Source organism: Rhodococcus sp. JVH1, from assembly GCF_000280725.2.
GTDB classification, from domain to species: domain Bacteria; phylum Actinomycetota; class Actinomycetes; order Mycobacteriales; family Mycobacteriaceae; genus Rhodococcus_F; species Rhodococcus_F jostii_A.
In genome coordinates, this window is record NZ_CP166289.1 from 5,243,941 (window position 1) to 5,268,517 (window position 24,577).

At 67.3% G+C, this 24,577-nt stretch carries 20 protein-coding genes; 7 read left to right on the top strand and 13 right to left on the bottom strand.

Annotated features, from left to right (window positions below):
• The first annotated feature begins 189 nt into the window (after positions 1–189).
• The 5 genes from JVH1_RS24325 to JVH1_RS24345 all read left to right on the top strand — a co-directional run bounded on the left by JVH1_RS24325 (position 190) and on the right by JVH1_RS24345 (position 9,304).
• On the top strand, positions 190–1,710 hold the full coding sequence (locus JVH1_RS24325) for an NCS1 family nucleobase:cation symporter-1 (RefSeq protein WP_009475259.1): 1,521 nt from the start codon (positions 190–192) through the stop codon (positions 1,708–1,710).
• 12 nt (positions 1,711–1,722) lie between these two features.
• On the top strand, positions 1,723–2,451 hold the full coding sequence (locus tag JVH1_RS24330; protein ID WP_009475258.1) for an aspartate/glutamate racemase family protein: 729 nt from the start codon (positions 1,723–1,725) through the stop codon (positions 2,449–2,451).
• Positions 2,452–2,535: 84 nt separating this feature from the next.
• The gene (gene aceE / locus JVH1_RS24335; protein WP_371113097.1) at positions 2,536–5,496 is read left to right on the top strand and encodes a pyruvate dehydrogenase (acetyl-transferring), homodimeric type; all 2,961 of its coding nucleotides are present in this window, start codon (positions 2,536–2,538) and stop codon (positions 5,494–5,496) included.
• Between the two features lie 18 nt (positions 5,497–5,514).
• Positions 5,515–6,987: a pyruvate kinase gene (gene pyk, locus JVH1_RS24340; protein WP_009475253.1), complete on the top strand. Its 1,473-nt coding sequence runs from the start codon at positions 5,515–5,517 to the stop codon at positions 6,985–6,987.
• Positions 6,988–7,120: 133 nt separating this feature from the next.
• A complete protein-coding gene (locus JVH1_RS24345; RefSeq protein ID WP_371113035.1) occupies positions 7,121–9,304 on the top strand; it encodes a malate synthase G in 2,184 nt (727 codons plus the stop codon).
• A 59-nt stretch (positions 9,305–9,363) separates the two neighbouring features.
• Here JVH1_RS24345 and JVH1_RS24350 read toward each other — a convergent pair whose 3' ends face one another.
• The 9 genes from JVH1_RS24350 to JVH1_RS24390 form a co-directional block, all read right to left on the bottom strand.
• Positions 9,364–10,101: an anti-sigma factor domain-containing protein gene (locus tag JVH1_RS24350; protein ID WP_371113036.1), complete on the bottom strand. Its 738-nt coding sequence runs from the start codon at positions 10,099–10,101 to the stop codon at positions 9,364–9,366.
• Positions 10,094–10,672 carry a sigma-70 family RNA polymerase sigma factor gene (locus tag JVH1_RS24355; RefSeq protein WP_005259110.1) on the bottom strand — a complete coding sequence of 193 codons (579 nt, stop codon included), beginning with the start codon at positions 10,670–10,672 and terminating at the stop codon, positions 10,094–10,096. Before JVH1_RS24355 ends, JVH1_RS24350 begins: the two co-directional genes overlap by 8 nt.
• Positions 10,673–10,770: 98 nt before the next feature.
• Positions 10,771–11,571, bottom strand: coding sequence for a DUF1295 domain-containing protein (locus tag JVH1_RS24360; protein ID WP_009475250.1), 801 nt, complete (start codon positions 11,569–11,571; stop codon positions 10,771–10,773).
• On the bottom strand, positions 11,568–12,872 hold the full coding sequence (locus tag JVH1_RS24365; RefSeq protein WP_043779072.1) for a cyclopropane-fatty-acyl-phospholipid synthase family protein: 1,305 nt from the start codon (positions 12,870–12,872) through the stop codon (positions 11,568–11,570). The genes JVH1_RS24360 and JVH1_RS24365 overlap by 4 nt, the downstream gene beginning before the upstream one ends.
• Positions 12,869–14,257 carry a class I SAM-dependent methyltransferase gene (locus JVH1_RS24370; protein ID WP_043779070.1) on the bottom strand — a complete coding sequence of 463 codons (1,389 nt, stop codon included), beginning with the start codon at positions 14,255–14,257 and terminating at the stop codon, positions 12,869–12,871. The genes JVH1_RS24365 and JVH1_RS24370 overlap by 4 nt, the downstream gene beginning before the upstream one ends.
• Entirely contained in the window at positions 14,254–14,994 is a 741-nt protein-coding gene (locus JVH1_RS24375; protein WP_043779067.1) for a DUF1365 domain-containing protein, read from the bottom strand. Before JVH1_RS24375 ends, JVH1_RS24370 begins: the two co-directional genes overlap by 4 nt.
• The gene (locus tag JVH1_RS24380) at positions 14,991–16,331 is read right to left on the bottom strand and encodes an NAD(P)/FAD-dependent oxidoreductase (RefSeq protein WP_009475248.1); all 1,341 of its coding nucleotides are present in this window, start codon (positions 16,329–16,331) and stop codon (positions 14,991–14,993) included. Before JVH1_RS24380 ends, JVH1_RS24375 begins: the two co-directional genes overlap by 4 nt.
• Positions 16,324–16,971, bottom strand: coding sequence for an alpha/beta fold hydrolase (locus JVH1_RS24385; RefSeq protein ID WP_043779065.1), 648 nt, complete (start codon positions 16,969–16,971; stop codon positions 16,324–16,326). Before JVH1_RS24385 ends, JVH1_RS24380 begins: the two co-directional genes overlap by 8 nt.
• A gap of 172 nt (positions 16,972–17,143) precedes the next feature.
• Positions 17,144–17,809 (bottom strand): fasciclin domain-containing protein, encoded by a 666-nt coding sequence (locus JVH1_RS24390; RefSeq protein WP_043779063.1) that lies wholly within the window; start codon positions 17,807–17,809, stop codon positions 17,144–17,146.
• A 205-nt stretch (positions 17,810–18,014) separates the two neighbouring features.
• Between JVH1_RS24390 and JVH1_RS24395 the strand changes: the two genes are divergently transcribed.
• Positions 18,015–18,617 carry a lipocalin family protein gene (locus JVH1_RS24395; protein ID WP_043779117.1) on the top strand — a complete coding sequence of 201 codons (603 nt, stop codon included), beginning with the start codon at positions 18,015–18,017 and terminating at the stop codon, positions 18,615–18,617.
• Here the strand turns inward: JVH1_RS24395 and JVH1_RS24400 are convergent.
• On the bottom strand, positions 18,596–20,077 hold the full coding sequence (locus JVH1_RS24400) for an SDR family oxidoreductase (protein WP_043779062.1): 1,482 nt from the start codon (positions 20,075–20,077) through the stop codon (positions 18,596–18,598). The genes JVH1_RS24395 and JVH1_RS24400 overlap by 22 nt on opposite strands.
• Positions 20,078–20,136: 59 nt before the next feature.
• Between JVH1_RS24400 and JVH1_RS24405 the strand changes: the two genes are divergently transcribed.
• The gene (locus JVH1_RS24405; protein ID WP_009475243.1) at positions 20,137–21,489 is read left to right on the top strand and encodes a TIGR01777 family oxidoreductase; all 1,353 of its coding nucleotides are present in this window, start codon (positions 20,137–20,139) and stop codon (positions 21,487–21,489) included.
• Between the two features lie 21 nt (positions 21,490–21,510).
• Here JVH1_RS24405 and JVH1_RS24410 read toward each other — a convergent pair whose 3' ends face one another.
• From JVH1_RS24410 to JVH1_RS24420, 3 genes are all read right to left on the bottom strand, one after another.
• On the bottom strand, positions 21,511–22,836 hold the full coding sequence (locus tag JVH1_RS24410; protein ID WP_009475242.1) for an MFS transporter: 1,326 nt from the start codon (positions 22,834–22,836) through the stop codon (positions 21,511–21,513).
• Between the two features lie 73 nt (positions 22,837–22,909).
• On the bottom strand, positions 22,910–23,680 hold the full coding sequence (locus JVH1_RS24415; protein WP_009475241.1) for an SDR family NAD(P)-dependent oxidoreductase: 771 nt from the start codon (positions 23,678–23,680) through the stop codon (positions 22,910–22,912).
• A 29-nt stretch (positions 23,681–23,709) separates the two neighbouring features.
• Positions 23,710–24,561, bottom strand: a complete 852-nt coding sequence (locus JVH1_RS24420; protein WP_009475240.1) for a sugar phosphate isomerase/epimerase — start codon at positions 24,559–24,561, stop codon at positions 23,710–23,712.
• Positions 24,562–24,577 lie beyond the last annotated feature (16 nt).

Sequence of the window (24,577 nt, forward strand, 5' to 3'; positions counted from 1 at the left end):
TTGCATGGCGATGGGTCCGAAAGATCTAGTGCTACAGCGGGTTTGTCGTGTTCCAGGCGGTACGGCACCAAGATATATCCTGCCGAAATCATTGACCGCCCACTGTTGCCTGGCTCACACTTGGAGGGACCAATGGAACAAGCTTTCCGTGATACGGAAGTTCGTTCGCCGCCACGCAAGGACAGGCACATGCTCATAGACGACACAGTCTCGCGGCACACCACCACCACCGTCGCGACGCCGGCGCCGCCAGCGACCCCGACGAGTGCCACACTCTACAACCTGGACCTGGCGCCCACGAAGGCCTCGGGTCGCCGCTGGGGTAGCTACAGCATCTTCACGCTGTGGACCAACGACGTCCACAACATCGCCAACTACTCGTTCGCCATCGGCCTGTTCGCGCTCGGGCTTGGTGGCGGCCACATGATCCTGTCGCTCATGATCGGCGCGGTCATCGTCTGCGTCGCGATGACCTACGCCGGGTTCATGGGCCAGAAGACGGGTGTGCCCTTCCCCGTGATGAGCCGGATCAGTTTCGGAATTCGCGGCGCCCAGATTCCCGCCATCGTCCGCGCGGTCATCGCGATCGTCTGGTTCGGAATCCAGACCTACCTCGCGTCGATCGTCTTCCGGATCTTCCTCGTCGCCGTGGCGCCGTCGCTCGACCGCTTCGACCAGAACTCGATCCTCGGACTCTCCAGCCTCGGATGGATCTGCTTCATCGGGATCTGGGCGATCCAGATCGTCGTCCTCGTCTACGGGATGGAGGCCGTGCGCCGATTCGAAAGCCTGGCCGGCCCGCTGATCCTGGTCACGGTCGGCTCGCTCGCCCTGTGGATGCTGTTCCGCACCGACTTCTCCATCGCGTGGACGTCCGATCAGCCCGCCTCGGGTGGGGAGATGTGGCGGCAGGTCTTCGCAGGCGCGGCCCTCTGGATGTCGATCTACGGCACCCTGATCCTCAACTTCTGCGACTTCTCGCGGCGCTCCCCGTCGAAGACCGCCGTCGTGCGCGGCAACTTCTGGGGCCTGTTCGTCAACGTCCTCGCGTTCGCCGTCATCGCGTTCATCCTGTGCGGCGCCCAGTTCCAGATCGATGGAACCATCATCGACAGCCCCACCGACATCGTCGCGGCGATCCCGAACACCCTGTTCCTGTCGCTGGCCTGCCTCGCCCTCGTGATCGTGACGATGGCCGTCAACGTCATGGCGAACTTCGTGGCACCGTCGTACGTGCTGTCGAACCTCGCCCCCGAGAAGATCAGCTTCCGCAAGGCCGGCATCATCAGCGCCTGCATCGGCGTGGTCCTGCTGCCCTGGAATCTCTACGACAGCCCGGTGGTGATCAACTACTTCCTCGGTGGCCTCGGTGCCGTCCTCGGCCCGCTGTTCGGCATCATCTTCGTCGACTACTGGTTCATCCGCCGCACGAAGGTCGACGTACCCGCCCTCTACTCGGACAGTCCGACCGGAACTTACTACTACCGCAAGGGATTCAACCTTCGGGCGATCTATGCCCTCGTTCCCGCCGCGCTCGTCAGCACCCTGTTCGCGATCGTCCCCGCCTTCCATCTCGTCGCCCCGTTCTCGTGGTTCATCGGCGCCGGCCTGGCGGCGGCCATCTACGCGGTCGTCGGCGACCGCACCCGGCGGTACGTGGACGTGTCCGGCGAGTCCATCGCCGTGGACAGCGGCCACGGCGACCACTGACAGGAGCTTTCGATGCGTATTCTCGTCGTCAACGTCAACACCACCACGTCCATCACGGACGCCATCGCCAAACAGGCCGAGGCCGTCGCGGCACCCGGCACCGAGATCGTCGGGCTCACACCGGAGATCGGTGCGGAATCCGTCGAAGGAAACTTCGAGAGCTACCTCGCCGCGATCGCGGTGATGGACCGGGTGCGGTCGTACCCGGAACCGTACGACGCGGTGATCCAGGCCGGGTACGGCGAACACGGCCGGGAGGGCCTGCAGGAACTGCTCGACGTCCCCGTCGTCGACATCACCGAGGCGTCCGCAAGTATCGCAATGATGCTGGGACACAAGTACTCCGTCGTCACCACCCTCGACCGCACCGTCCCGCTCATCGAAGATCGGCTCCGGCTCGCGGGCCTCGACACCAAGTGCGCGAGTGTACGTGCGAGCGGTCTGCCCGTCCTCGCCCTGGAAACCGACCCCGAGCGTACGATCGAGGCGATCGTCGACGAGGCCGAAGCTGCTGTGCGCGAAGACAAGGCCGAGGTGATCTGCCTCGGCTGCGGTGGAATGGCCGGCCTCGACGACCGAATCAGGGAGCGCACCGGCGTTCCGGTGGTCGACGGAGTCAGTGCGGCTGTGAAATTGGCGGAATCTCTTGTAGGGTTGGGTCTCTCGACCTCGAAGGTGCGCACCTACGCGCCCCCGCGTCCCAAGCAGATCACGGGATGGCCGCTCGCGAAACCGCAGTAGTCACCTGATGCAGTGAGTTGTACAGCTTCGTCCTCACCCCGGACGGCCGACACGGCGCCTATCCCGCGCCCGCAACGATGGAGTATCCCTTTGCTCGAACAGACCACGACCTCCGTAGACCCTGGCCGCGCCGGTTCGGTTCGCGTCATCCGTGAGGGTGTTGCGTCTTATCTGCCGGATATCGACCCGGACGAGACCACGGAGTGGTTGGAATCGTTCGACGGACTGTTGGACCGGTCCGGACCGACTCGTGCCCGGTATCTGATGTTGCGGATGCTCGAGCGGGCCGGGGAGAAGCACGTCGCGTTGCCGGCGTTGACGTCGACCGATTATGTGAACACCATCCCGACGGAGAACGAGCCGTGGTTCCCCGGGGACGAGGAGACCGAGCGCCGGTATCGGGCGTTCATCCGGTGGAACGCGGCGGTGATGGTGACCCGCGCGCAGCGCCCCGGGGTCGGGGTCGGCGGCCACATTTCGACGTATGCGTCGTCGGCGGCCCTGTACGAGGTGGGGTTCAACCACTTCTTCCGCGGCAAGGACCATCCCGGGGGTGGGGATCAGATCTTCATCCAGGGCCACGCCTCGCCGGGCATCTACGCCCGCGCCTTTTTGGAGGGGCGGATCCCGGCGGAGCGGATGGACGGGTTCCGGCAGGAACACTCGCACGCCGATCAGGGCGGCGGGTTGCCGTCGTACCCGCACCCGCGGCTGCTGCCGGATTTCTGGGAGTTCCCGACCGTGTCGATGGGGTTGGGCCCGATGAACGCGATCTACCAGGCGAGGTTCAACCACTACCTGCACGACCGCGGCATCAAGGACACCGCCGATCAGCACGTGTGGGCGTTTCTGGGTGACGGGGAGATGGACGAACCCGAATCCCGCGGCCTGGCGCACGTGGCGGCCACCGAGGGCCTCGACAACCTGACGTTCGTGGTGAACTGCAACCTGCAGCGCCTCGACGGCCCGGTCCGCGGCAACGGCAAGATCATCCAGGAGTTGGAGTCGTTCTTCCGCGGCGCCGGCTGGAACGTGATCAAGGTGGTCTGGGGCCGCGAGTGGGACGCGCTGCTGCACGCGGACCGGGACGGCGCCCTGGTCAACCTGATGAACGTCACCCCGGACGGTGACTACCAAACGTACAAGGCCAACGACGGCGGGTACGTGCGCGAGCACTTCTTCGGCCGGGATCCGCGGACGAAGGAACTGGTCGCGAACCTCTCGGATCAGGACATCTGGAACCTCAAGCGCGGCGGGCACGATTACCGCAAGATCTACGCCGCGTACGCGGCGGCGATGGCGCACAAGGGGCAGCCGACGGTGATCCTGGCGCACACCATCAAGGGCTACACCCTGGGCAAGCACTTCGAGGGCCGCAACGCCACCCACCAGATGAAGAAGCTGACCCTCGACGATCTGAAGAATTTCCGGGACCTGCAGCGCATCCCGATCTCCGACGCCGAGTTGGAGAAGGACCCGAAGATGCCCCCGTACTACCACCCCGGCCCCGATGCCCCGGAGATCCAGTACATGCTCGACCGCCGCCGCGCGCTCGGTGGGTTCCTGCCGCAGCGGCGCACCAGCCCGGCACCGTTGCCGCAGCCGGCGGACTCGACCTACGACGTGGTCCGCAAGGGCTCCGGCAAGCAGCAGGTCGCGACCACCATGGCGTTGGTGCGGATCATGAAGGAGCTGTTGCGGGACAAGGAGATCGGCAAGCGGATCGTCCCGATCATCCCGGACGAGGCCCGCACCTTCGGGATGGACTCCTGGTTCCCCTCCTTGAAGATCTACAACCGCAACGGCCAGCTGTACACGGCGGTGGATGCGGACCTGATGCTCGCCTACAAGGAATCGGAGATCGGGCAGATCCTGCACGAGGGCATCAACGAGGCCGGCTCGACCGCCTCGTTCACCGCGGTCGGCACCTCCTATGCCACCCACGGTGAGCCGATGATCCCGCTGTACATCTTCTACTCGATGTTCGGGTTCCAACGCACCGGCGACGGCCTGTGGGCGGCGGCGGATCAGATGGCCCGCGGATTCGTCCTCGGCGCCACCGCCGGCCGCACCACCCTCACCGGCGAAGGACTGCAGCACGCCGACGGGCACTCGCTGCTGCTGGCCTCGACCAACCCGGCCGCCGTCGCCTACGACCCGGCGTTCTCCTACGAGATCGCGCACATCGTCAAGGACGGGCTGCGCCGGATGTACGGCGGCACCGACGGCGTGGACGGGTTCGGTGGGGAGGACATCTTCTACTACATCACCCTCTACAACGAGCCCTACTCCCAGCCCGCCGAGCCCGCCGACCTCAACGTCGAGGGCCTGCTCAAGGGCATGTACCTGTTCAAGAAGTCGCAGGCTTCGGGCGATTCCGCGTCTAATAATGGGCACTCCGCAGGCTCCGCGCCTCAACACGGGCACTCCGCAGGCTCCGCGCCTCAACACGGGCACTCCGCAGGCTCCGCGCCTCAACACGGGCACTCCGCAGGCTCCGCGCCTCAACACGGGCACTCCGCAGGCTCCGCGCCCAGGGCGCAGATCCTGGTCTCCGGTGTCACCATGCCCGAGGGGCTGCGGGCGCAGGAACTGCTCGCCGACGAGTGGGGTGTGGCCGCCGACGTGTGGTCGGTCACCTCCTGGGGTGAGCTGCGCCGCGACGGCATCGAATCGGAGCGCCAGGCGCTGCGCGACCCCGGCACCGACGCCCCGCTGCCCTACGTCACGCAGGCGTTGTCCGACGCCGCCGGCCCGTTCGTGGCGGCCTCGGACTGGATGCGCGCCGTCGCCGACCAGATCCGTCAGTGGGTGCCCGGCTCGTACACCACCCTCGGCACCGACGGGTTCGGCTTCTCCGACACCCGCCCCGCCGCCCGCCGGTACTTCAACGTCGACGCCGAATCCATCGTCGTCGCCGTCCTGTCCGCCCTCGCCGGCGAAGGCACCCTCGACCGCTCCAAGGCCGTCGAAGCCGCCAACCGGTACCGCATCGACGACGTCCGCGCCGCCGCCGTCTCCTACGCCGACACCGGCAGTGCATAGAACGGAATCGAAAATCCGATGACAGCAACAGTTTCCGAATACCTCGGCACACCCGGCCGGGAGGCGCCCGCGTCGGCGAGGCGCGCGAAGATCGTGTGCACCCTCGGGCCCGCAACGGCAACCGGCGACCGCATACGCGAACTCGTCGACTGCGGAATGGACATCGCACGGCTCAACTTCAGCCACGGCGAACATTCCGATCACGAGGAGAACTACCTCCGGGTGCGGGACGCGTCCGAACTCGCCGGCCGGGCAGTAGGTATTCTCGCCGATCTTCAGGGCCCGAAGATCAGGTTGGGGCGTTTCGCCGAAGGCAGCACAGTCTGGTCGGACGGCGACCTCGTGCGAATCACCGTCGACGAGTGCGAGGGCACCCACGACCGGGTCTCCACCACCTACAAGCAGCTGGCCGAGGACGCCGAGCCCGGTGACCGGTTGCTCGTCGACGACGGCAAGATCGGATTGGTCGTCACCGGCGTCGACGGCAACGACGTGGTGTGCCGGGTCACCGAGGGCGGACCGGTCAGCAACAACAAGGGTGTGTCCCTGCCGGGGATGAACGTGTCGGTCCCGGCCCTGTCGGACAAGGACATCGCCGACCTCGAGTTCGCACTGCGTCTCGGCGTCGACCTCATCGCCCTGTCGTTCGTGCGATCGGCCGCAGACATCGAACTCGTCCATGCCGTGATGGACCGGGTCGGCCGCAGGGTCCCGGTGATCGCGAAGCTCGAGAAACCGGAGGCGATCGACAACCTCGAGGCCATCGTGCTGGCGTTCGACGCCGTGATGGTCGCCCGCGGCGATCTGGGTGTCGAACTACCCCTCGAACAGGTGCCGCTCGCGCAGAAACGGGCCATCCAAATAGCCCGCGAGAATGCGAAGCCGGTCATCGTCGCGACGCAGATGCTCGAGTCGATGATCGAGAACTCGCGGCCCACCCGCGCCGAGGCGTCCGACGTGGCCAACGCCGTCCTCGACGGCGCCGACGCCGTCATGCTGTCGGGCGAAACGTCCGTCGGGAAGCACGTGATGGAAACGGTCCGCACCATGGGCCGCATCATCAGCGCAGTCGAGGAGAAGTCCACGCACGTTCCGCCGCTGGCGCACGTACCCCGCACGAAGGGCGGAGTGCTGTCCTACGCGGCGCGCGACATCGGGGAACGATTGGGCGCGGCGGCGCTCGTCGCGTTCACCCAATCCGGGGACACGGTGCGGCGGCTGGCGCGACTGCACACTCCGCTGCCGTTGCTGGCGTTCACCCCGCTCCCGGCGGTGCGCGCTCAGCTCGCGCTGACGTGGGGGACCGAGACGTTCCTCGTCGACCCCGTCGAATCGACCGACCAGATGATCCATCAGGTCGACCACGCGCTCCTCGGCCTGGGACGGTACCAGCGGGGTGACCTCGTCGTCATCGTCGCGGGATCGCCTCCGGGCACCGTCGGCTCGACGAACCTGATCCACGTTCACAGGATCGGCGAGGAAGACCACTGATCGGATGTGACGCTGTAACCGTACGCCCGTCCGCTATTGACAGAACTCGATGGACACGGTTTTCTTGATGTCAAGATACGAAACTGTGTTTTCGCATCGTGGAAGTTGCCAAGTGCGGAAGGTGAGTCATTTCATGACTGAGCGTGTTGAGGTCGGCGGTCTGCAGGTCGCGAAGGTGCTCTACGACTTCGTGAACGAGGAGGCGCTGCCCGGGACCGGGGTGGACGCCGACGGGTTCTGGTCGGGTGCGGCCACGGTGATCGACGAGCTGGCGCCGAAGAACAAGGCCCTGCTGTCCACCCGCGACGACCTGCAGGCCCGGATCGACGGCTGGCACCGCGACCGGACCGGGACGGCGATCGACGCGGCCGAGTACAAGGCGTTCCTGACCGAGATCGGGTACCTGGTGCCCGAACCGGCCCCCTTCGAGGTGTCCACGGCGAACGTGGACACCGAGATCGCCGCCACCGCCGGCCCGCAGCTGGTGGTCCCGGTCCTCAACGCCCGCTTCGCGCTGAACGCCTCCAACGCCCGGTGGGGGTCGCTGTACGACGCCCTGTACGGCACCAACGCCATCCCCGACGACGGCGGCGCGGAGGCGGGCGCCACCTACAACAAGGTCCGCGGCGACCGGGTCATCGCCTGGGCCCGCACCTTCCTCGACACCGCCGCCCCCCTCGCGCAGGGGTCGCATGCCGACGCCGCCCGCTACACCGTCGACGGCACCGCGCTGACCGTGCAGCTCGCCGACGGCACCGTCACCGGGCTGGCGGAGCCGGGTAAGTTCGTCGGCTACCTCGGCGACCCGGCCGCCCCGACCAGTGTGCTGCTGCGCAATCACGGGTTGCACGCGGAAATCCAGATCGACCCCACCTCCCCGATCGGGTCCACCGACGCGGCCGGGGTCAAGGACGTGGTGCTCGAGTCCGCGGTCACCACCATCATGGACTTCGAGGACTCCGTCGCCGCCGTCGACGCCGACGACAAGGTGATCGGCTACCGCAACTGGCTGGGCCTCAACCGCGGCGACCTGACCGAGGAGATGACCAAGGGCGGCACCGCGTTCACCCGCCGCCTCGACCCGGACCGCACCTACACCGCCCCGGACGGGTCCGAGCTCACCCTGCACGGGCGGTCGCTGCTGTTCGTCCGCAACGTCGGGCACCTGATGACCACCCCGGCGATCCTGCACGGCGACGGCACCGAAATCCCCGAGGGCATCCTCGACGCCCTGATCACCTCCCTGTGCGCCGTCCACGGACTCAGCACGTCCGAGGCGACGGGGCCGTTGGTCAACTCCCGCACCGGGTCGATCTACATCGTCAAACCCAAGCAGCACGGCCCCGACGAGGTCGCGTTCACCACCGAACTGTTCGGCCGCGTCGAGCAGGTCCTCGGGCTGCCCGCCAACACCCTCAAGGTCGGCATCATGGACGAGGAACGCCGCACCACCGTCAACCTCGCCGCCTGCATCAACGAAGCCCGGGAGCGGGTGGTGTTCATCAACACCGGGTTCCTCGACCGCACCGGCGACGAGATCCACACCTCGATGGAGGCCGGGCCGATGATCCGCAAGGCCGAGATGAAGAAGCAGACCTGGATCACCGCCTACGAGGACTGGAACGTCGACACCGGACTCGCCTGCGGGCTGCAGGGGCGGGCGCAGATCGGCAAGGGCATGTGGGCGATGACCGAGCTGATGGCCGAGATGCTCGACCAGAAGATCGGCCACCCCAAGGCCGGCGCGAACACCGCATGGGTGCCGTCCCCGACCGGGGCCACCCTGCACGCCACCCACTACCACCAGGTCGACGTCGTCGCCGTCCAAAACCAGCTGAAGGGCACCCGGCGGGCCACCCTCGACGAGATCCTCACCATCCCCCTCGCCCCCAGCACCGACTGGTCCGACGCCGAGAAGCAGGAAGAACTCGACAACAACTGCCAGTCCATCCTCGGCTACGTGGTCCGCTGGATCGACGCCGGCGTCGGCTGCTCCAAGGTCCCCGACATCCACGACGTCGCCCTGATGGAAGACCGCGCCACCCTCCGCATCTCCTCCCAGCTGCTGGCGAACTGGATCCGGCACGGCGTGGTCACCGCCGACCAGGTCGTGCAGTCACTGCAACGGATGGCCCCGATCGTGGACCGGCAGAACCAGAACGACCCCACCTACCGGCCCCTGGCCCCGGACTTCGACACCAACATCGCCTTCCAGGCCGCGAAGGAACTCATCCTCGACGGCACCACCCAACCCTCCGGCTACACCGAACCGATCCTGCACCGCCGCCGCCGCGAATACAAAGCAGCCAACGCCTGACCGGTAGTTTCCCCACGTGAGTGGCGAAGCGTCCCGCGGGACGCTTCGCCACTCACGTGTCAGGTGAGGTTCACCGTCGCGAAGATGTCGCCGGTCGGCTGGGTGGAACCGCCGGGCGGTTCCACACTGAATCCGAGTTCCGTGGACTGGTCGATGTCGTTCACGACCGCGGTGGTCGACGGTGACACGTCATCGGCTTCCATGATTCCGGCGGACACCGGCTCGTGTGACGGTCCGAGCAGCCACATCTGATACACCGAACCCGGTGCGGGCGGCGGGACGTCGTTCATCACCAGCACTCCGGCGTCGACGTCCTTGGAGTACACGACTGTGGCCGAACCGCCACCGGCGATCGGTGCCACCGCCGTGCGGACGTCGTCGGCCGCGAGGATCTGCGCGGGCACGGGTTGGCCGTCCTCGCTCTGCAACTGCTGGGCGACGGTGATGCCACCCACGGCGAGGACGATCACCGCGGCCGCCGCACTGAGTGCCGCCACGAGACGCCTGCGCTTGCGCGCACGAACCTCGTCCAGTGCTATCGGTGCGGGTGCAGCGGCGCTGCCGGGCAATGCATCGAGGATGCGCCCGAGCAGGTGAACGGGCGGCTCGACCGCGGTGGACGCGGACTGGGCGGCCATCGTCTCGTGCACATCGCGCACGGCGGTGTCGAATTCGAGGCGAACGTCGGGCGGTGCGCTCTGCACCGCGGTGTCGATCTCGCGGCGCTGCTGATCGTCGACGGCGTCGAGGGCGTACACCTGGGCGAGGTCGAGGATTTCGTGCTGGGACTCATCCATCGAACTGCACCCCCAGACATTGCTTGAGCCTGATCAATCCGTCTCGAATTCGTGATTTCACCGTGGGAAGCGCCACGGACAGCCGTTCCGACACCTCTCGGTACGTCAGGCCTCCGTAATAGGCGAGGACCACGGTTCTCTGCTGGACTTCGGTGAGCGTGCCGAGGCAGTCGACGACGTCGCTGGTGTCGCCGCGTCGGGTGACTTCCTCCGACACCGCGTCGAACGGCCCGTACCAACTCGAGGCGCCGTAGGCGGCTTCCCGTTCGGTGCCGGACTGCTCGGACCGGACCCGGTCGACGGCACGGCGATGTGCGAGGGTGATCAGCCACGACAGCGGCGACCCCTGCTTCGGATCGAATTTCTCCGCGTTGTTCCAGACCTGCAGGTACACCTCTTGGGTGGTTTCCTCGCTGTATCCGGGATCGCGCAGTACCCGCAGCACCATGCCGTACACCCGCGCGCTGGTGCGTTCGTAGAAGTCGCTGAAGGCATCCCGCTCACCCTGCGCGATACGCGCCAGCAACGCCGTCAGCGTCACGTTCTCCGTGTCCCTGTCGACACCGGTCATCGGCCCATTCCGTTCATCGATCCACAGCCTAATAGCAGGTTGCGGCCGGTGTGACCACGATGGGATCCGAGGGGATGCGAGCGATGCCGGCAAAGCACTCACCGCTTCGGCGGCAAGGGAAGGAAATAGCTGGTGCGCTGCTGGTATTCGGGGTAGCCGGGACGCTGCGCCATCGACTTCTCGAGCAGTCGCGCGCCGGTCGCGAACACCAGGAAGTACGTCATGACCACGGGCGACAGCACGGTGACGGCGCCGGGCCACACGCTCGCCGCGAGGAGCCACAGTCCCCACCACACGCAGGAGTCGCCGAAGTAGTTCGGGTGCCGCGTCCATGCCCACAGGCCGACGTCCATGATCACGCCCTTGTTGGACGGGTCCGCCTTGAACGCCGTCAACTGGTGGTCGCCGACCGCTTCGAACACGACACCGACCACCCACAGGAGGACTCCGAGCACCCCGACGACCGCGCCGAGGCCGGATGTCGGACCGAGTACTGCCGACACCTGCAGCGGCAGCGAGACGAACCACTGCGCGAGTCCCTGGGTGAGAAAGATCTTCCTGACGACGACCCAGGGCGAGTTGCCGCCCGCCCGGTCGAGCATCTCCACGTAGCGGGGGTCCTCGCCCTTGCCCGCCGACTTGGCGTACATGTGCCAGGTCAGTCGCAGACCCCACACCGCGACGAGCACCACCACCAGCCAGCGGCGCAGTGCGTCGCCGTCGCCGATGACGGCGGCCACGAGCGCTACCAGGACGAAACCGAGGCCCCAGGACACATCGACGACGTTGTAGCGTCCGATCCGCCGGCCGACGAGGAACGTCGCGGCCTGGAGGACGGCGAGCACGAGAAGGCTCGCCGCGGTGACGGCGCCGAAGTTCGACCAGCCGAATCCGTTCATCGGAGCACGCCGGATCCCGCGGAGTCGACCCGCACAGCAGGCATCATCGACTGACCCGCCGCGGTCGGCTTCACGGCCAGGATCTGATCGACACCCATGCGGCCCTGCTCGAAGCTCATCCCGCCGCCGACGAGGTACAGCCGCCACACCCGGGCCATCTCGAGCCCGACCATCTCGACGACGTCGTCCCAGCGGGACTCGAACTTCTCCAGCCAGGCATCGACGGTCCAGACGTAATGCTCACGGAGACCATGCACGTCGCGCACCTCGAGCCCGGCTCGTTCGAGGTACGCGACGCTCTCACCGACGGGACGCATGGTCATGTCGGGAGCGATGAACGACTCGATGAACGGGCCGCCGCCGGGATGGCGTCCGGTGCGCGACATCTGCTGGATCAGCACCCGCGCACCGGGTTTCGCGTTGTCGTAGAGGGCCTGCGCATACCGGGCGTAGTTCTTCTCGCCTACGTGCTCACCCATTTCGAGGGACGCGACGGCGTCGAACGGACCGTCGGGGACCTCGCGGTAATCCTGCAGACGGATCTCGACGCGGTCCTGCAGCCCACGCTCGGCGATCCGCTTGTCGATGAATGCCTTCTGCTCACGGGAGATGGTGACACCGACGACCTGTGCACCGTATTCGGCCGCGGCGTGGAGGCTCAGCGATCCCCAGCCGCATCCGACGTCGAGCAGCCGCATGTCGGGTTCGAGTCCGATCTTGCGGCACACCAGGTCGAGCTTGTCCCGCTGGGCATCCTCGAGTCCGTAGTCCGAATCCTGCGGCGTTCCCGGCGCATTCCGGGTGAAATAGGCGCACGAGTAGGCCATCTGCGGGTCCAGGATCAGCGCGTAGAAGTCGTTGGAGAGATCGTAGTGGTGACTGATCGCGGCACGGTCGCGCATCAGGCTGTGCAGCGGGCCGCGGATGTTCGCCTGTGTGGCGGGTGTGGGAAGCGGCCCGCCCGTGACACCCAGCTTCGCGGCGACGCGCAGCACCTTCGCGACCGTCCACGGGCTCGGCCGGACTCCGCTGAGTCCTCGCTCGCGCGCCACCGCCCACACGTGTGCCAGGGCCTCGCCCAGGTCGCCCTCGACGTCGATCTCACCGGTCACGTAGGCCTGTGCGGCCCCGAGTTCCCCGGGGCTCCACAGCAATCGGCGCACGGCGTCCGGGCTGCGCAGCACCACCCTCGGTGCCGTCGCCGGCCCGGCGGTGCTGCCGTCCCATGCGGTCAGATGCACGGGCAGTTCACCGCGGACGAGCGGGCGCAACGCCTTGTCGAGTTCGGCGGCAACGGTCACGGTCGTGCTCCCGTCTTGTCGAGGACGAGCTGCTGGACGTCGATGTAGCCGGAGCGGAACCCGGCCTCCGAGTAGCAGAGGTAGAAATGCCACATGCGGCGGAACGTCTCGTCGAATCCGAGTTCTTCCGCCTGCGCGCTGTGCGCGGCGAACCGCTCCTTCCACAGCCGCAGCGTCTCCGCGTAGTGCTGTCCCATGCTCAAGCGTTCCCGTACCCGCAGCGCGGTGTGTTCGGCGGTGACGGATTCGATCGCCTCGGTCGACGGGAGGAAACCGCCCGGGAAGATGTACTTGTGCACCCAGGTGTAGGTGTTGCGGGTCTGCAGCATCCGATCGTGCGGCATGGTGATCGCCTGCAGCGCCACCCTTCCGCCCGGGGCGAGGAGCTTGTCGAGCACCCGGAAGTAGGTGGCCCAGTACTGATGTCCGACGGCCTCGATCATCTCCACCGACACGATGGCGTCGTACTCGCCGTCGACGTTGCGGTAGTCGAGCAGGTCGATCTGCACGGTGTCCGAGTGGCCGGCCTCGGCCACCCGCAGGCGGGCCAGGCTCTGCTGTTCGCTGGACAATGTCACCGAGCGGACCACGGCGCCGCGTTCCGCCGCCCGGATGCACAGTTCTCCCCAGCCTGTCCCGACCTCGAGCAGCCTGGTGCCCGCACCGACGCCGGCCTCGTCGAGCAGCCGATCGATCTTGCGGCGCTGCGCGTCCGCGAAATCCCCCCACTTCGGGGTGACCTGTGGGACGGGTGCCCGCAGGACCGTCACGTCCCGTACCTGACCCACCCGGGTCGGCGTCGACGCGAACAGTGCGCTCGAGTACGTCAGGGTCTCGTCGAGGAACGTCTCGAACATCTCGTTGGACAGGTCGTAGTGCCGGGAGATGTTGGAGCGGGTGTTCTGCTCGGTGTTGCGTTCCTGGGCGGGGTGTTTGGCGACATAGAGTGCGCGCAACCGTTGCAGCGGCCGGGGAACGAGGGTGGCCATCCTGGAGGCGAACACGCTCAGCACCGCGGCGAGATCCGGCGACGTCCAGTCGCCGGCCATGTACGACTCGCCGAAACCGATGAGGCCGCTCGTCCCGACGCGCCGGGCGAACGCGTCCGGGTTGCGGATGATCATGCGCGGCAGGATCTCCGGTTCCCGGCGCGCCCCCACCAGGGTGCCGTCGGGGTACTCGATGCGGACGTCGAGGTCGGCGGCCGCGCGGCGGAACAGGCGGTCGGCGACCTTCGCCGACACCGAGGCACGCAGACCGGTCGGCACGTCGGCCAGCCCGGGCCAGATCCGGTTGTCGATCCGCGGATCCTCGACGGTGAACGCGAGGTCGGCGGTACTGACGGCAGGCGATGCGTCCATGTCGGTGTCCTTGTTCCTTCTCACTGAACTGTCTCCTTCTGCCGGCCGTCGGGCCGAGCCGTGACGGGGAGTCCACGGGCCCACAGAGTGATTCCCTGGATGCGAATGCGAGCCGACACCACGAGAGGTGCCAGGGGAGTGCGTAGTTGGGTCTTCAGGACCGTGCGGTGGGTGGCGGGCTGCCGCGTTCCCCGCACCGTCGCGGTGAACGGGGCGTGTCCGTCCCGGTGGAGTACCACGTTCAGCGAGAGCGTGTCGCCGGGCTCGGGGAACCGCATCTCGTAGCGGCCGCTCACGTCGTTGAACGGGGAGACGTAGAACTGCTTGTCCACCTCGGCGCGGTCGCGGCTGTCGGGCCGGATCAGGTAGCTGTGCCGTTGACCATAGGTGTTGTGTACCTCGGCGATCACACAGCGGAGGGTGCCGTCGACGTCGTGGCACCAGTACACGCTGAGCGGGTTGAACACGTATCCGAGCACCCGCGCGTTGAGGAGCGCCGTCACCGTCCCGCCGCGGAGGTCGACTCCGTGGGTGGCGAGGAACGCATCCACCCTGGCGCGCAGCGTGTCCGCGCCGGCACCGGGGACCGGCTCGAAGTGATCCTCGGCGCGGAAGCGGGCGAACGGGCCGAGCCACCCGGGCAGGTGCGGAAGGTCGTCGACGTCGACGTACCAGCAGTAGCTCGAATACTCGAAACTGTTGCGGACGGGTTCGGTGCGAGCGTGCCGGATCGTCGTCGAGTAGATCGCAGGCGCGGTCACGACACCGTCTCCCGTTCGCGGTGTCGTCCGGCCTGCGTATCCCACGATCCACCGATCCGTTCGGCGGCGCGCAGGCCCGAGAGCGCCCCGTCCTCGTGGAACCCCCAGCCGTGGTAGGCGCCGGCGAAAGCGAACGTGCCGGAGCCGAGTTCGCTCAGCCGCGACTGCGCCGCCACGGATTCGGGGGTGTAGACGGGGTGCTCGTACGTCATCTCGGCGACGACCGTCGTCGGGTCGACGAGGTGCTTGCCGCCGAGCGTGACGAGGAACCGCCGGTCGTGCACGGTGTCCAGGCGCATCAGCCGGGTCATGTCATAGGTGACGATGACGCCCGTCGCGTCCGTGCTGTCGGCGGGAGTCAGGTAGTTCCACGAGGCCCGGGCGTTTTCCGCGCGGGGGAGCAGCGACTCGTCGGTGTGCAGCTGAGCGTGATTCACCGAGTACGGCATGTCGCCGAGGATCTCGGTCTCGAGGTCCGAGGCGTCGCCGAGCAGGGCGAGCGCCTGACAGGGGTGAACGGCCACCACCATGGCGTCGAAGTACCGGACGTCGCCGCTGCCGTCGACGACGCACGCGCCGCCGTCCGGAGTGCGTTCCACCTGCTGCACGGGGGCGTCGAGAAGTATCTCGTCGAGGTGTGCCGCCACCTTCTCGACGTAGCGGGCGGAGCCGCCCGTCACGGTCCGCCACGTGGGCGATCCGAAGACGGTGAGCATTCCGTGGTGCTCGAGGAACGTGAACAGGTAGCGGGCCGGGTAGTGCGCGGCCGTCGTGGGATCGCACGACCACACCGCCGCGACGAGCGGAGTCATGAAATTCTCGACGAAATACCGGCTGAAACCGTTGCGGCGCAGGAACTCGCCCAGCGGTTCCTGCGCGCCCGCCTCGTCGGCCGGGGTGTCGAGCACGGCACGGGCGCGGCGGTGGAACCGGAGGACCTCGCCGAGCATCCGCCAATACCGCGGCCTGGCCAGGGTGCGGGCAGTGGGGAACAGCCCGCGGATCCCCTTCGCGCCAGCGTATTCGAGCCCGCTCGCATCGGATCGGATCGACATCGACATGTCCGAATCCTGGGTGGCCACGTCGAGTTCGGCGAACAGGCGCAGCAGCGTGGGGTAGGTGCGGTCGTTGTGCACGATGAAGCCCGTGTCGACGTCCACTTCTGCGCCCGAGTCGAGCGTCAGATGGTGGGTGTGGGCGTGGCCGCCGAGACGGGCGTCCGCCTCGTAGAGGGTGACGCGGTCGTGGCGGGACAGAACGTAGGCGGCGGTCAACCCTGCGACGCCGCTGCCGATCACCGCGACGTTCCTGCGTTCGAGCTTCTCCGAATCATGCATGGCGACCTGCTTTCCGGTCAGTCGGTGCGGCGACGACACCTTCCGCGGCGAAGGCGTCGAGAAGGAAATCGGCGGTGATGCGATGCCACCAGCGCGGCCGGGTGAGCATGAAATGTCCGGCTCCCGTCAGGGGAGTCCACGAGGCGTTCACCCCGCGAGCCAGCGCCTGCTCGGTCTGCACCCGGGACGAGGTGGGATCCGTCCAGCGGTCGGCGGTTCCGTGCGCGACCATCAGGCTGCGGTCGGCGGGCACCAGTTCGCCGTCGGACGCGGGCCACCAGGGTGCGAGCGCGGCGATCGCCCGGACGTTGTCGAGGGCGGCGAGGTGGGCGGCGACGCGGCCGCCCATCGAATGCCCGACGACGGCGACGGGGACGTTCCCGAACCGCAGCCGGGCCCGTTCGACGACCACCCGGGCGTCGTGCACCGGACTGGCCTCGGGGGCGTTCCATCCACGGACCCGGTACTGCAACCGCTCCACGACGATTCCGTGCCGCCCGAGCCTCGCCCTCAGAGACCAGGCCATCCAGGTCATGCGCAGATTCGACAGGTGCCAGCACCGCGAGGGTGCCTGACTGCGTGGTTTGCCGCCGGGCAGTACCAGTACGTACGCCGGGGCGGTGGGTGAGCCTTTCTCCATAACCGTTATTCGGAGCTGAGTTTGTGTCGGATGGGCGCACCCCCACCCGCTCACGTGAGTGGCGAAGCGTGCCCGAGCACACCGTGGCACTCACGTGGGAGCACGCAAGAACCCGGCGGCATCGGTGTGGGACCGATGCCGCCGGGCACGGAGATCTGTGAGACGAGCGTGCCTACTGGGGCATCAGGACGGTGTCGACCAGGTACACGGTGGCGTTGGCGGTCTGGACGCCACCGCAGATGACGCCGGCGTCGTTGACCTTCAGGTCGTCGCCCGAACCGGTGACGGTGACCGTGCCACCCTCGACGGTCGTGTGCTGGCCGTCGATGTCACTCGGCGCGATCTGGCCGGGGACCACGTGGTAGGTGAGGACCTTGGTGAGCAGCGCCGGGTCGGTTTTGAGAGTTTCGATCGTGGCCGGGTCGACCTTCGCGAACGCGGCATCCACCGGCGCGAACACCGTGAACTGTCCGCTGTTCAGCGTGTCCACCAGGTTGACCTGCGGGTTGAGCTGACCGGATACGGCGGCGGTGAGGGTGGTGAGCAGCGGGTTGTTGGACGCGGCGGTCGCGACCGGATCCTGCGCCATGCCGCTGACCGAACCGGCGCCGTCGGGCACCGTCTTCGCGTACTCGGCGCAGCCCGGACCGACCAGGTTGGCGGCGGGATCGGCCATCGCGGACGAGGTCGTCGAACCGGACGACATCGACTCGGACGTCATCGCCTCCGAGGCGGAGCCGCTGCTCGACGAGTCGCTGTCGTCCGACGAACAAGCTGCGCCCAGCAGGACGAGGGACGTGCTCGCTGCGACTGCCAGAACTCGTGTGGTGATGTTCATGGGTTATTGCCTCTCTCCGGTGAGGGTGCGGATGAGCACCATCGACAGGCATTCGGAGCGGTCTCCGGAACGGATGGGTGGAACGTTTTCCCGGATCGGCCCATCCGATCCGGAAGTGGCGTCGAATGCCCCGAGAGAGGGTGCTGCACAGGCCCTCTGTTCAGGCTGCCCGTTTCGTCGACGCATGATCGTGAAAGGACCCGAGATGAGACTCTCGAAGGCACGTGGATTCGCCGCAGGACTGCTGACCGCCGCTGCGGCCGTGGTGCTGGCGGCGAGCCCGGCACAGGCTCAGCCCGGTGCGCTCGCACCCGTCCCGTCCCTCGACGTGCCGCGGTACCTCGGCACGTGGTATCAGTTGGCCGCTGTGCCACAGCCCTTCAACCTGGACTGCGCGCGGGACACCAGGGCGACGTACGGGCTCGTGGACTCGTCGAACGTCAGCGTCGCCAACTCGTGCACCACCTGGGCGGGAGGGACGAACGGAATCAACGGCAATGCGCGTGTCAACGACCCGGTCACCAATGCGCAACTCCACGTGAGTTTCCCGGACGTGCCGTTCCAGAGTTCACCGGACGGTCCCACCAACTATGTGGTCACCTACATCGCCGACGACTACTCGTGGGCGCTCGTCGGTGACCCGGCACGGGCTTCGAGTTTCGTCCTCTCCCGCAACCCGGCGGTCGACGACGTGGGATGGAAGCAGATCCGGCAGGTGGTGGAATCGCGTGGCTACAACTCGTGCCTGCTGCTGACGTCCCCGACCACCGGTGGCCGAGAGGCTATTCAGCCGCTCTGCACGGTCTGACGGGCAGCGGAGCCGGTGATGTTCTCCATCATGCCTTTGAAGATGATTCCGTGGAACGGCATGATGGAGTACCAGTACAGCCGTCCGGCGAGGCCTTTCGGGAAGAAGATGGCCCGCTGATCGAGTCGGGACCGGTCGGAATCCACACTGTGGACGCGCCATTCGAGCCACGCTCCGCCCGGTGCCCGCATCTCGGCGCGCAGTCGTAGCAGGGTTCCCCGGTCGATGCGTTCGACCCGCCAGAAGTCCAGGGGGTCGCCGGTGTTGAGCTGCTTCGGGTTCCGGCGTCCGCGGGTGAGACCGACACCGCCGACCACGCGGTCGAGCCAGCCGCGCACCGACCACGCGAGGGGGAAAGAGTACCAGCCGTTCTCACCGCCGATGCTCTCCACGACGCTCCACAGCGTTCCGGCGTCCGCTTCGCAGTCCTTGGTGCGTTCGTCGGTGTAGACGACCTCACCGGCCCAATCGGGGTCGGATGGCAACGGATCGGACGGGGCGCCGACCGGGGACGCACTCGCCCACGTCGTCTCCACCTCACCGTTGTCGATGCGCCGCAACGCCAGTCGCACGGCGTCCCGGTATGTCGTCAGGCCGGCCTTCGGCGGTGGAATGATGTCGTCGATGTCGTGCTCGGAGGCGACGGCGTCGTTCTGCAGCGATTCGATCAGCGCCCGGCCGAGCGAGCGGGGGATAGGGGTGACCAGACCGATCCACAGACCGGCGAGCTTCGGGGTCAGCACGGGAAGGACGAGGATGCGACGCTGACGCAGACCGGCGACCTCGGCGTACGTCTGCATCATCTCGCCGTAGCGGATGACGTCGGGGCCGCCGATGTCGAACGTGCGACTGCGCGGCAACGGTGCCTCGGCCGCGGCAACGAGGTAGTGCAGCACGTCGCGGACCGCGATCGGCTGGATCTTGTTGTTCACCCACCGCGGGGTGGTCATCACGGGGAGCCGGTTGGTGAGATGACGGATCATCTCGAACGACGCCGAACCGGAGCCGATGACCACCCCGGCCTGCAGAACCATTGTGGGAACACCGGAGTCGACGAGAATCTGCCCCACCTGTGTGCGGGAGCGTAGGTGCGGAGAGAGGTCCACCGAGTCGGGATGCAGTCCGCCGAGGTAGACGATCCGGCCGACACCCGACGTGCGGGCCGCCTCGGCCACGTTCTCCGCGCTGACGCGTTCGGCCTCCTCGAACTCGTCCGCACCACCCATCGAATGCACGAGGTAGTAGACGACGTCCACGTCCGTGAAAGCGGCAGAAAGGGATTCGGGATCGCTCAGGTCGCCGCGGGCGATCTCGACGTCGGACGCCCACGGGACGTCGGTCAGCTTCTCGGGTGAACGCACCAGCACCCGCACCCGATAGCCGGCTTGCGAGAGCCGGGGAGCGAGGCGTCCGCCGATGTATCCGGTGGCACCGGTGACCAGTACACGTAACTGCGCCATTCCCACACGCTACTCGTCGTTGTCACCGCCTCGCCCGCCATCGCGGCTAAGGTCGGGTCATGGGCATCGTGCATTCGAGTGTGGTCGAGGCCTCGCGGGACGAGTTGTTCGCCTGGCACACGAGGGCCGGGGCGTTCACCCGACTCTCCCCGCCGTGGCAGCCGCTCAGCCTCGCGAAGGAATCCGAGTCTCTGAAATCGGGTCGTGCAGAATTGCGCCTACCCGGCGGACTGACGTGGATCGCGCAGCACGTCGCCAAGGAGTACGACCCCCCGCACCGGTTCGTCGACTATTCGGCCGCGCTGCCGCTGCGCCTGCTGGTGCCGTGGCGGCACACGCACACGTTCGACGTCGTGTCCGAGGGCCGGACCCGGGTCACCGACCGGGTCGACACCATCGTGCCCGGCCACTTCCTCCGTTCGACGTTCGTCTACCGGCACCGCCAGCTCGCCGACGACATCGGCCGGCACCACTGGGCGTCCACACTCCTGCCCGGCCCCCTCACCATCGCCGTGACGGGTAGCTCCGGTCTGGTCGGCTCCGCCCTCACCGCGTTCCTCAGCACCGGCGGGCACCGAGTGATCCGGCTCGTGCGCCGCGCGCCCGGCACACCCGACGAGCGGCGCTGGAACCCGGACGCTCCTGCCGCGGATCTGCTCGACGGAGTCGACGCCGTGATCCACCTCGCCGGCGCGTCCATCGCGGGACGGTTCACCGACGGTCACCGCCGGGCGATCAGGGACAGTCGCATCGAGCCCACCCGTCGGCTGGCGGAAGTGGCGGCCACGTCCGGGCAGGGGCCGAAGATTTTCGTCAGTGCGTCCGCGATCGGGTACTACGGCCCCGACCGGGGCGACGAGGTGCTGCACGAGCAGGACCCGCGGGGCGACGGCTTCCTCGCCGACGTCGTGGCGGACTGGGAGGACGCGGCGACGCCGGCCGCCGATGCCGGACTTCGGGTGGTCCACGTCCGCACCGGGATCGTCCAATCGCCGAGCGGCGGCGTGCTGCGACTGCAGCGGCCGCTGTTCGAGGTCGGGCTCGGAGGTCGTCTCGGTGCCGGAACGCAGTGGCTGTCGTGGATCGACATCGACGATCTGATCGACGTCTACCACCGCGCCGTCGTCGATTCGGGATTGAGCGGTCCGGTCAACGCGGTGGCGCCCAATCCGGTTCGCAACGAGGAGTACACCGCAGTCCTGGCGTCGGTACTGCACCGTCCGGCCTTCCTCCCGGTCCCCGATTTCGGGCCGAAGCTCCTGCTCGGGGAGCAGGGTGCGCGCGAACTCGCCCTCGCCGATCAGCGCGTCACCCCGGGCAAGCTCCTCGACCGCGGTCACCGGTTCCGGCGCCCCGACCTCGACACGGCGCTGCGCCACCAGCTCGGGCGGTTCAAGACCGACGAGGGGTGACGCAGCGCAACCGCGCGTGGATCAGGTGTGCGCCAGTACCTGCCGGCTCTCCACTCGGGCCTTGGTGGAGATCCGGGCCGCCGCCGCGGCGAGAACGCAGATACCCGCAACTGCCGAGGCGGCAAGGACCCAGTTGTCGTCGCCGCCGATCAGGGCGTAGCAGATCGTGGGAGCGAAGCCGGTGAGCAGGAAGCTCAACTGGGTTGACACAGCGACACCGGTGTAACGGACGTTCGGCGTGAACATCTCGGCGAAGAACGACGGCCACAGGGCATTGGGAGCCGAGTACACGACGCCCTTGAGTCCCACCGTCGCGATGACGATGAGTACCGTACTGCCGGTGGAGATCGCGCCGAGGAACGCGAAGACCCCCACGGCACACAGCAGACAGCCGCTGACGTACACCACTTTCCGGCCGATCCGGTCCGCGATGAATCCGAACAGCGGATGGAAGAACAGCGCGACCACTTGGCTGGCGGCGATCGCCGCGAGCATCGTGGACCGATCGACACCGTGTTCCTGTGTCGCGTACGACAGGCCGAAGACGATCACGATCGTCGAGATGACCGTATTGAAGGCCGCGACGAAGACGATCACGGTCGCGCGCAGCTGAGTGCGGAGGAGGGTGGTCACGGGGAATTCCGATACAGCATCCTCCTTTTCGGCTTCGACGAACTCGGGGGACTCGTCCACCCCGCGCCGCACCAGGAGGGTGATGAACACCATGACGAAGCTGAGGAGGAACGGGACACGCCATCCCCAGGTGAGAAGCTGCTCCTCGGGCAACGCTCCCACGGGGATGAAGATCAAGGTCGCCAGGATCGAACCGGTGGCGGCGCCGTTGAGGAGCCAGCTCGTGTAGAAGCCGCGACTCTTCTCGGGGGAGTGCTCCATGGTGAGCAGGCTGGCCCCGACCTGCTCGCCGCCGGCAGAAATTCCCTGCAAGAGCCTGCATACGACGAGGAGGGCGGGCGCTGCGGCGCCGATGGTCGCATGGGTGGGCAGCAGCCCGATGGCGAAGGTCGACGCGCCCATGAGGAGCAACGTGAAGAGGAGGACGTTCTTGCGGCCGATCCGATCGCCGGCGTGCCCGAAGAGCAGGGCCCCGAGCGGTCGCGCGATGTAGGCGGCCCCGAATGTGGCGAGCGATGCCAGTGTGCCGGCAGCGGAATCACTGTTGGGAAAGAAGATCTTGCCGAAGACCAGGGCCGCGGCCGTGCCGTAGACGAAGAAGTCGTAGTACTCGACGACGCTGCCGAGGAAACTTCCGAGTGCTGCCCTGCGGGCCATCTTCTTGCTGGGCTGAGGAGTCGAATCGTCGGGGTGGGGGCGTTCGGGTGAGGGCATGTGGAGTGTGTTCCTTTGGCTTGTTACCCGGTGAAGGCGAGGCAGGGGTGGTGTGGGTACTGAGGCGAGCCCGTCACGGCGCCGCCGCGAGTTGGGCGCCGCCGCACACGTGCAGCACTTCGCCGGTGATGAACGTGGCCCTGTCGGACGTGAGGAACTCGACGGCGTCGACGATGTCGTCGGCCGTCGCGAGACGGCCGAGAGGCGACATCCTGGTGTGTCTGTCGACGAACAGCGCGAATTCGTCGTCTGTGCGCCCACCCTGGGTGAAGGGCGTGACAACCATGCTGGGCGCGACGGCGTTGGTGGTGACACCGAGGGGACCGAGCTCGACCGCCAGGGAGCGGGTGAGGCCGACGACTCCGGCCTTGGAGGTGACATAGGCGGTGGGTCCGCCGCTCAGCCAGGTTCGTGAGGTGATGTTGACGACCCGTCCCGACCCGGTGCGAGACCAGATCGGAACGGCACTCCGGCACAGCGACATCGGACCGCGAAGGTTCACTGCCATCGCCGTGTCCCATTCGGCGTCGTCGACGTTCGCGAGCCGTGCGCGCGGGTTGATCGCCGCGTTGTTCACGAGGCGGTCCAAGCGCCCGAACTCTTCGTCGATTCGCTTGACGGCGAGGCGGATCGATTCCTCGTCGGCGATGTCTACGACCCATCCGAGAACCTGTGCACCGGTCTCGTCCGACAGCGTCCGGGCAACGGTCCGCACGGCATCCGCGTTGTTGTCGAGGAGGATCACGGTGTCACCGCCCTGCGCGAATCGGCGGCTGATCGCCGAGCCGAGGGCCCCTGCGCCTCCGGTCACAACTGAAACCGGGGTGTTGTGGTATTCGTTCATGATCGTCCTGTCGAGATGTGATGTGTGGATCAGAGTGGCTGGGGGACTGGAGTTTCGAAGTCGGCATGTTGCCGCAGGAACTGCGCGTCGAAGCGCAGTCGTTCGTGGACGGGCCGGGAATCGCTGAAGTCTTCGACGGACACCCACCCGCGGTAGCCGGCTTCGGTGAGGAGGCGGAGAACCCGGGGGATGTCGGCGACGCCGTCGTCCATCGGCGACCACCGGTGGGTCCATACCCCGCCGCCTGCCGGCCTGACGTAGTGAGCGTTCTTGACGTGGACGTGGGAGAGGTGGTCGCCGAGAATCTGCAGGGCCATGCGATGGTCTTCGTACCCTTCCACCACGAGATTTCCGACGTCGTAGATCACTCCTACTCGATCGGGCGGCAAGTGGCCGACGAGTTGATGCGCGAGCGAGACACTGGGGCAGATCGAGCGTTGGTGGATCTCGAGGAGCGCCCGGACCCCGTAGTGCCCGGCCAGGGTAGACACGTGGTCGAAGAACTCCCGCGCTTCCGCGAACAGTCGGTGAAACCCGCGGTCATCCATCCACGGGGCGCGCAACCGGATGCTCGGCACCGAATTCGCTCGCGCGAACCGCATCATCTCCTCGACCCCCGCCACGTCGCCGGAGTCGATGTACGGGCTGAGCGCGGCGACCTCCAAGTCCGCAGCACGTGTCCGCGTGCAGATGTCCGCGACGGACCGGCTGTCGGGAGCGACGGTACAGCGATTATTGGTGAGGAAATGCGGGTGGCCGGAGGAACCGATGTCACTCGCGACGCGCCATTCGATGCCTGCGTAGCCCGCCGCTGCCGCCGCATCGATCGCTTCGGACGGAACCAGGGAAGGTAGGCAAGCTGAGTAGACCCCGAGCTTCATCGGTCTCCTTGAGTGT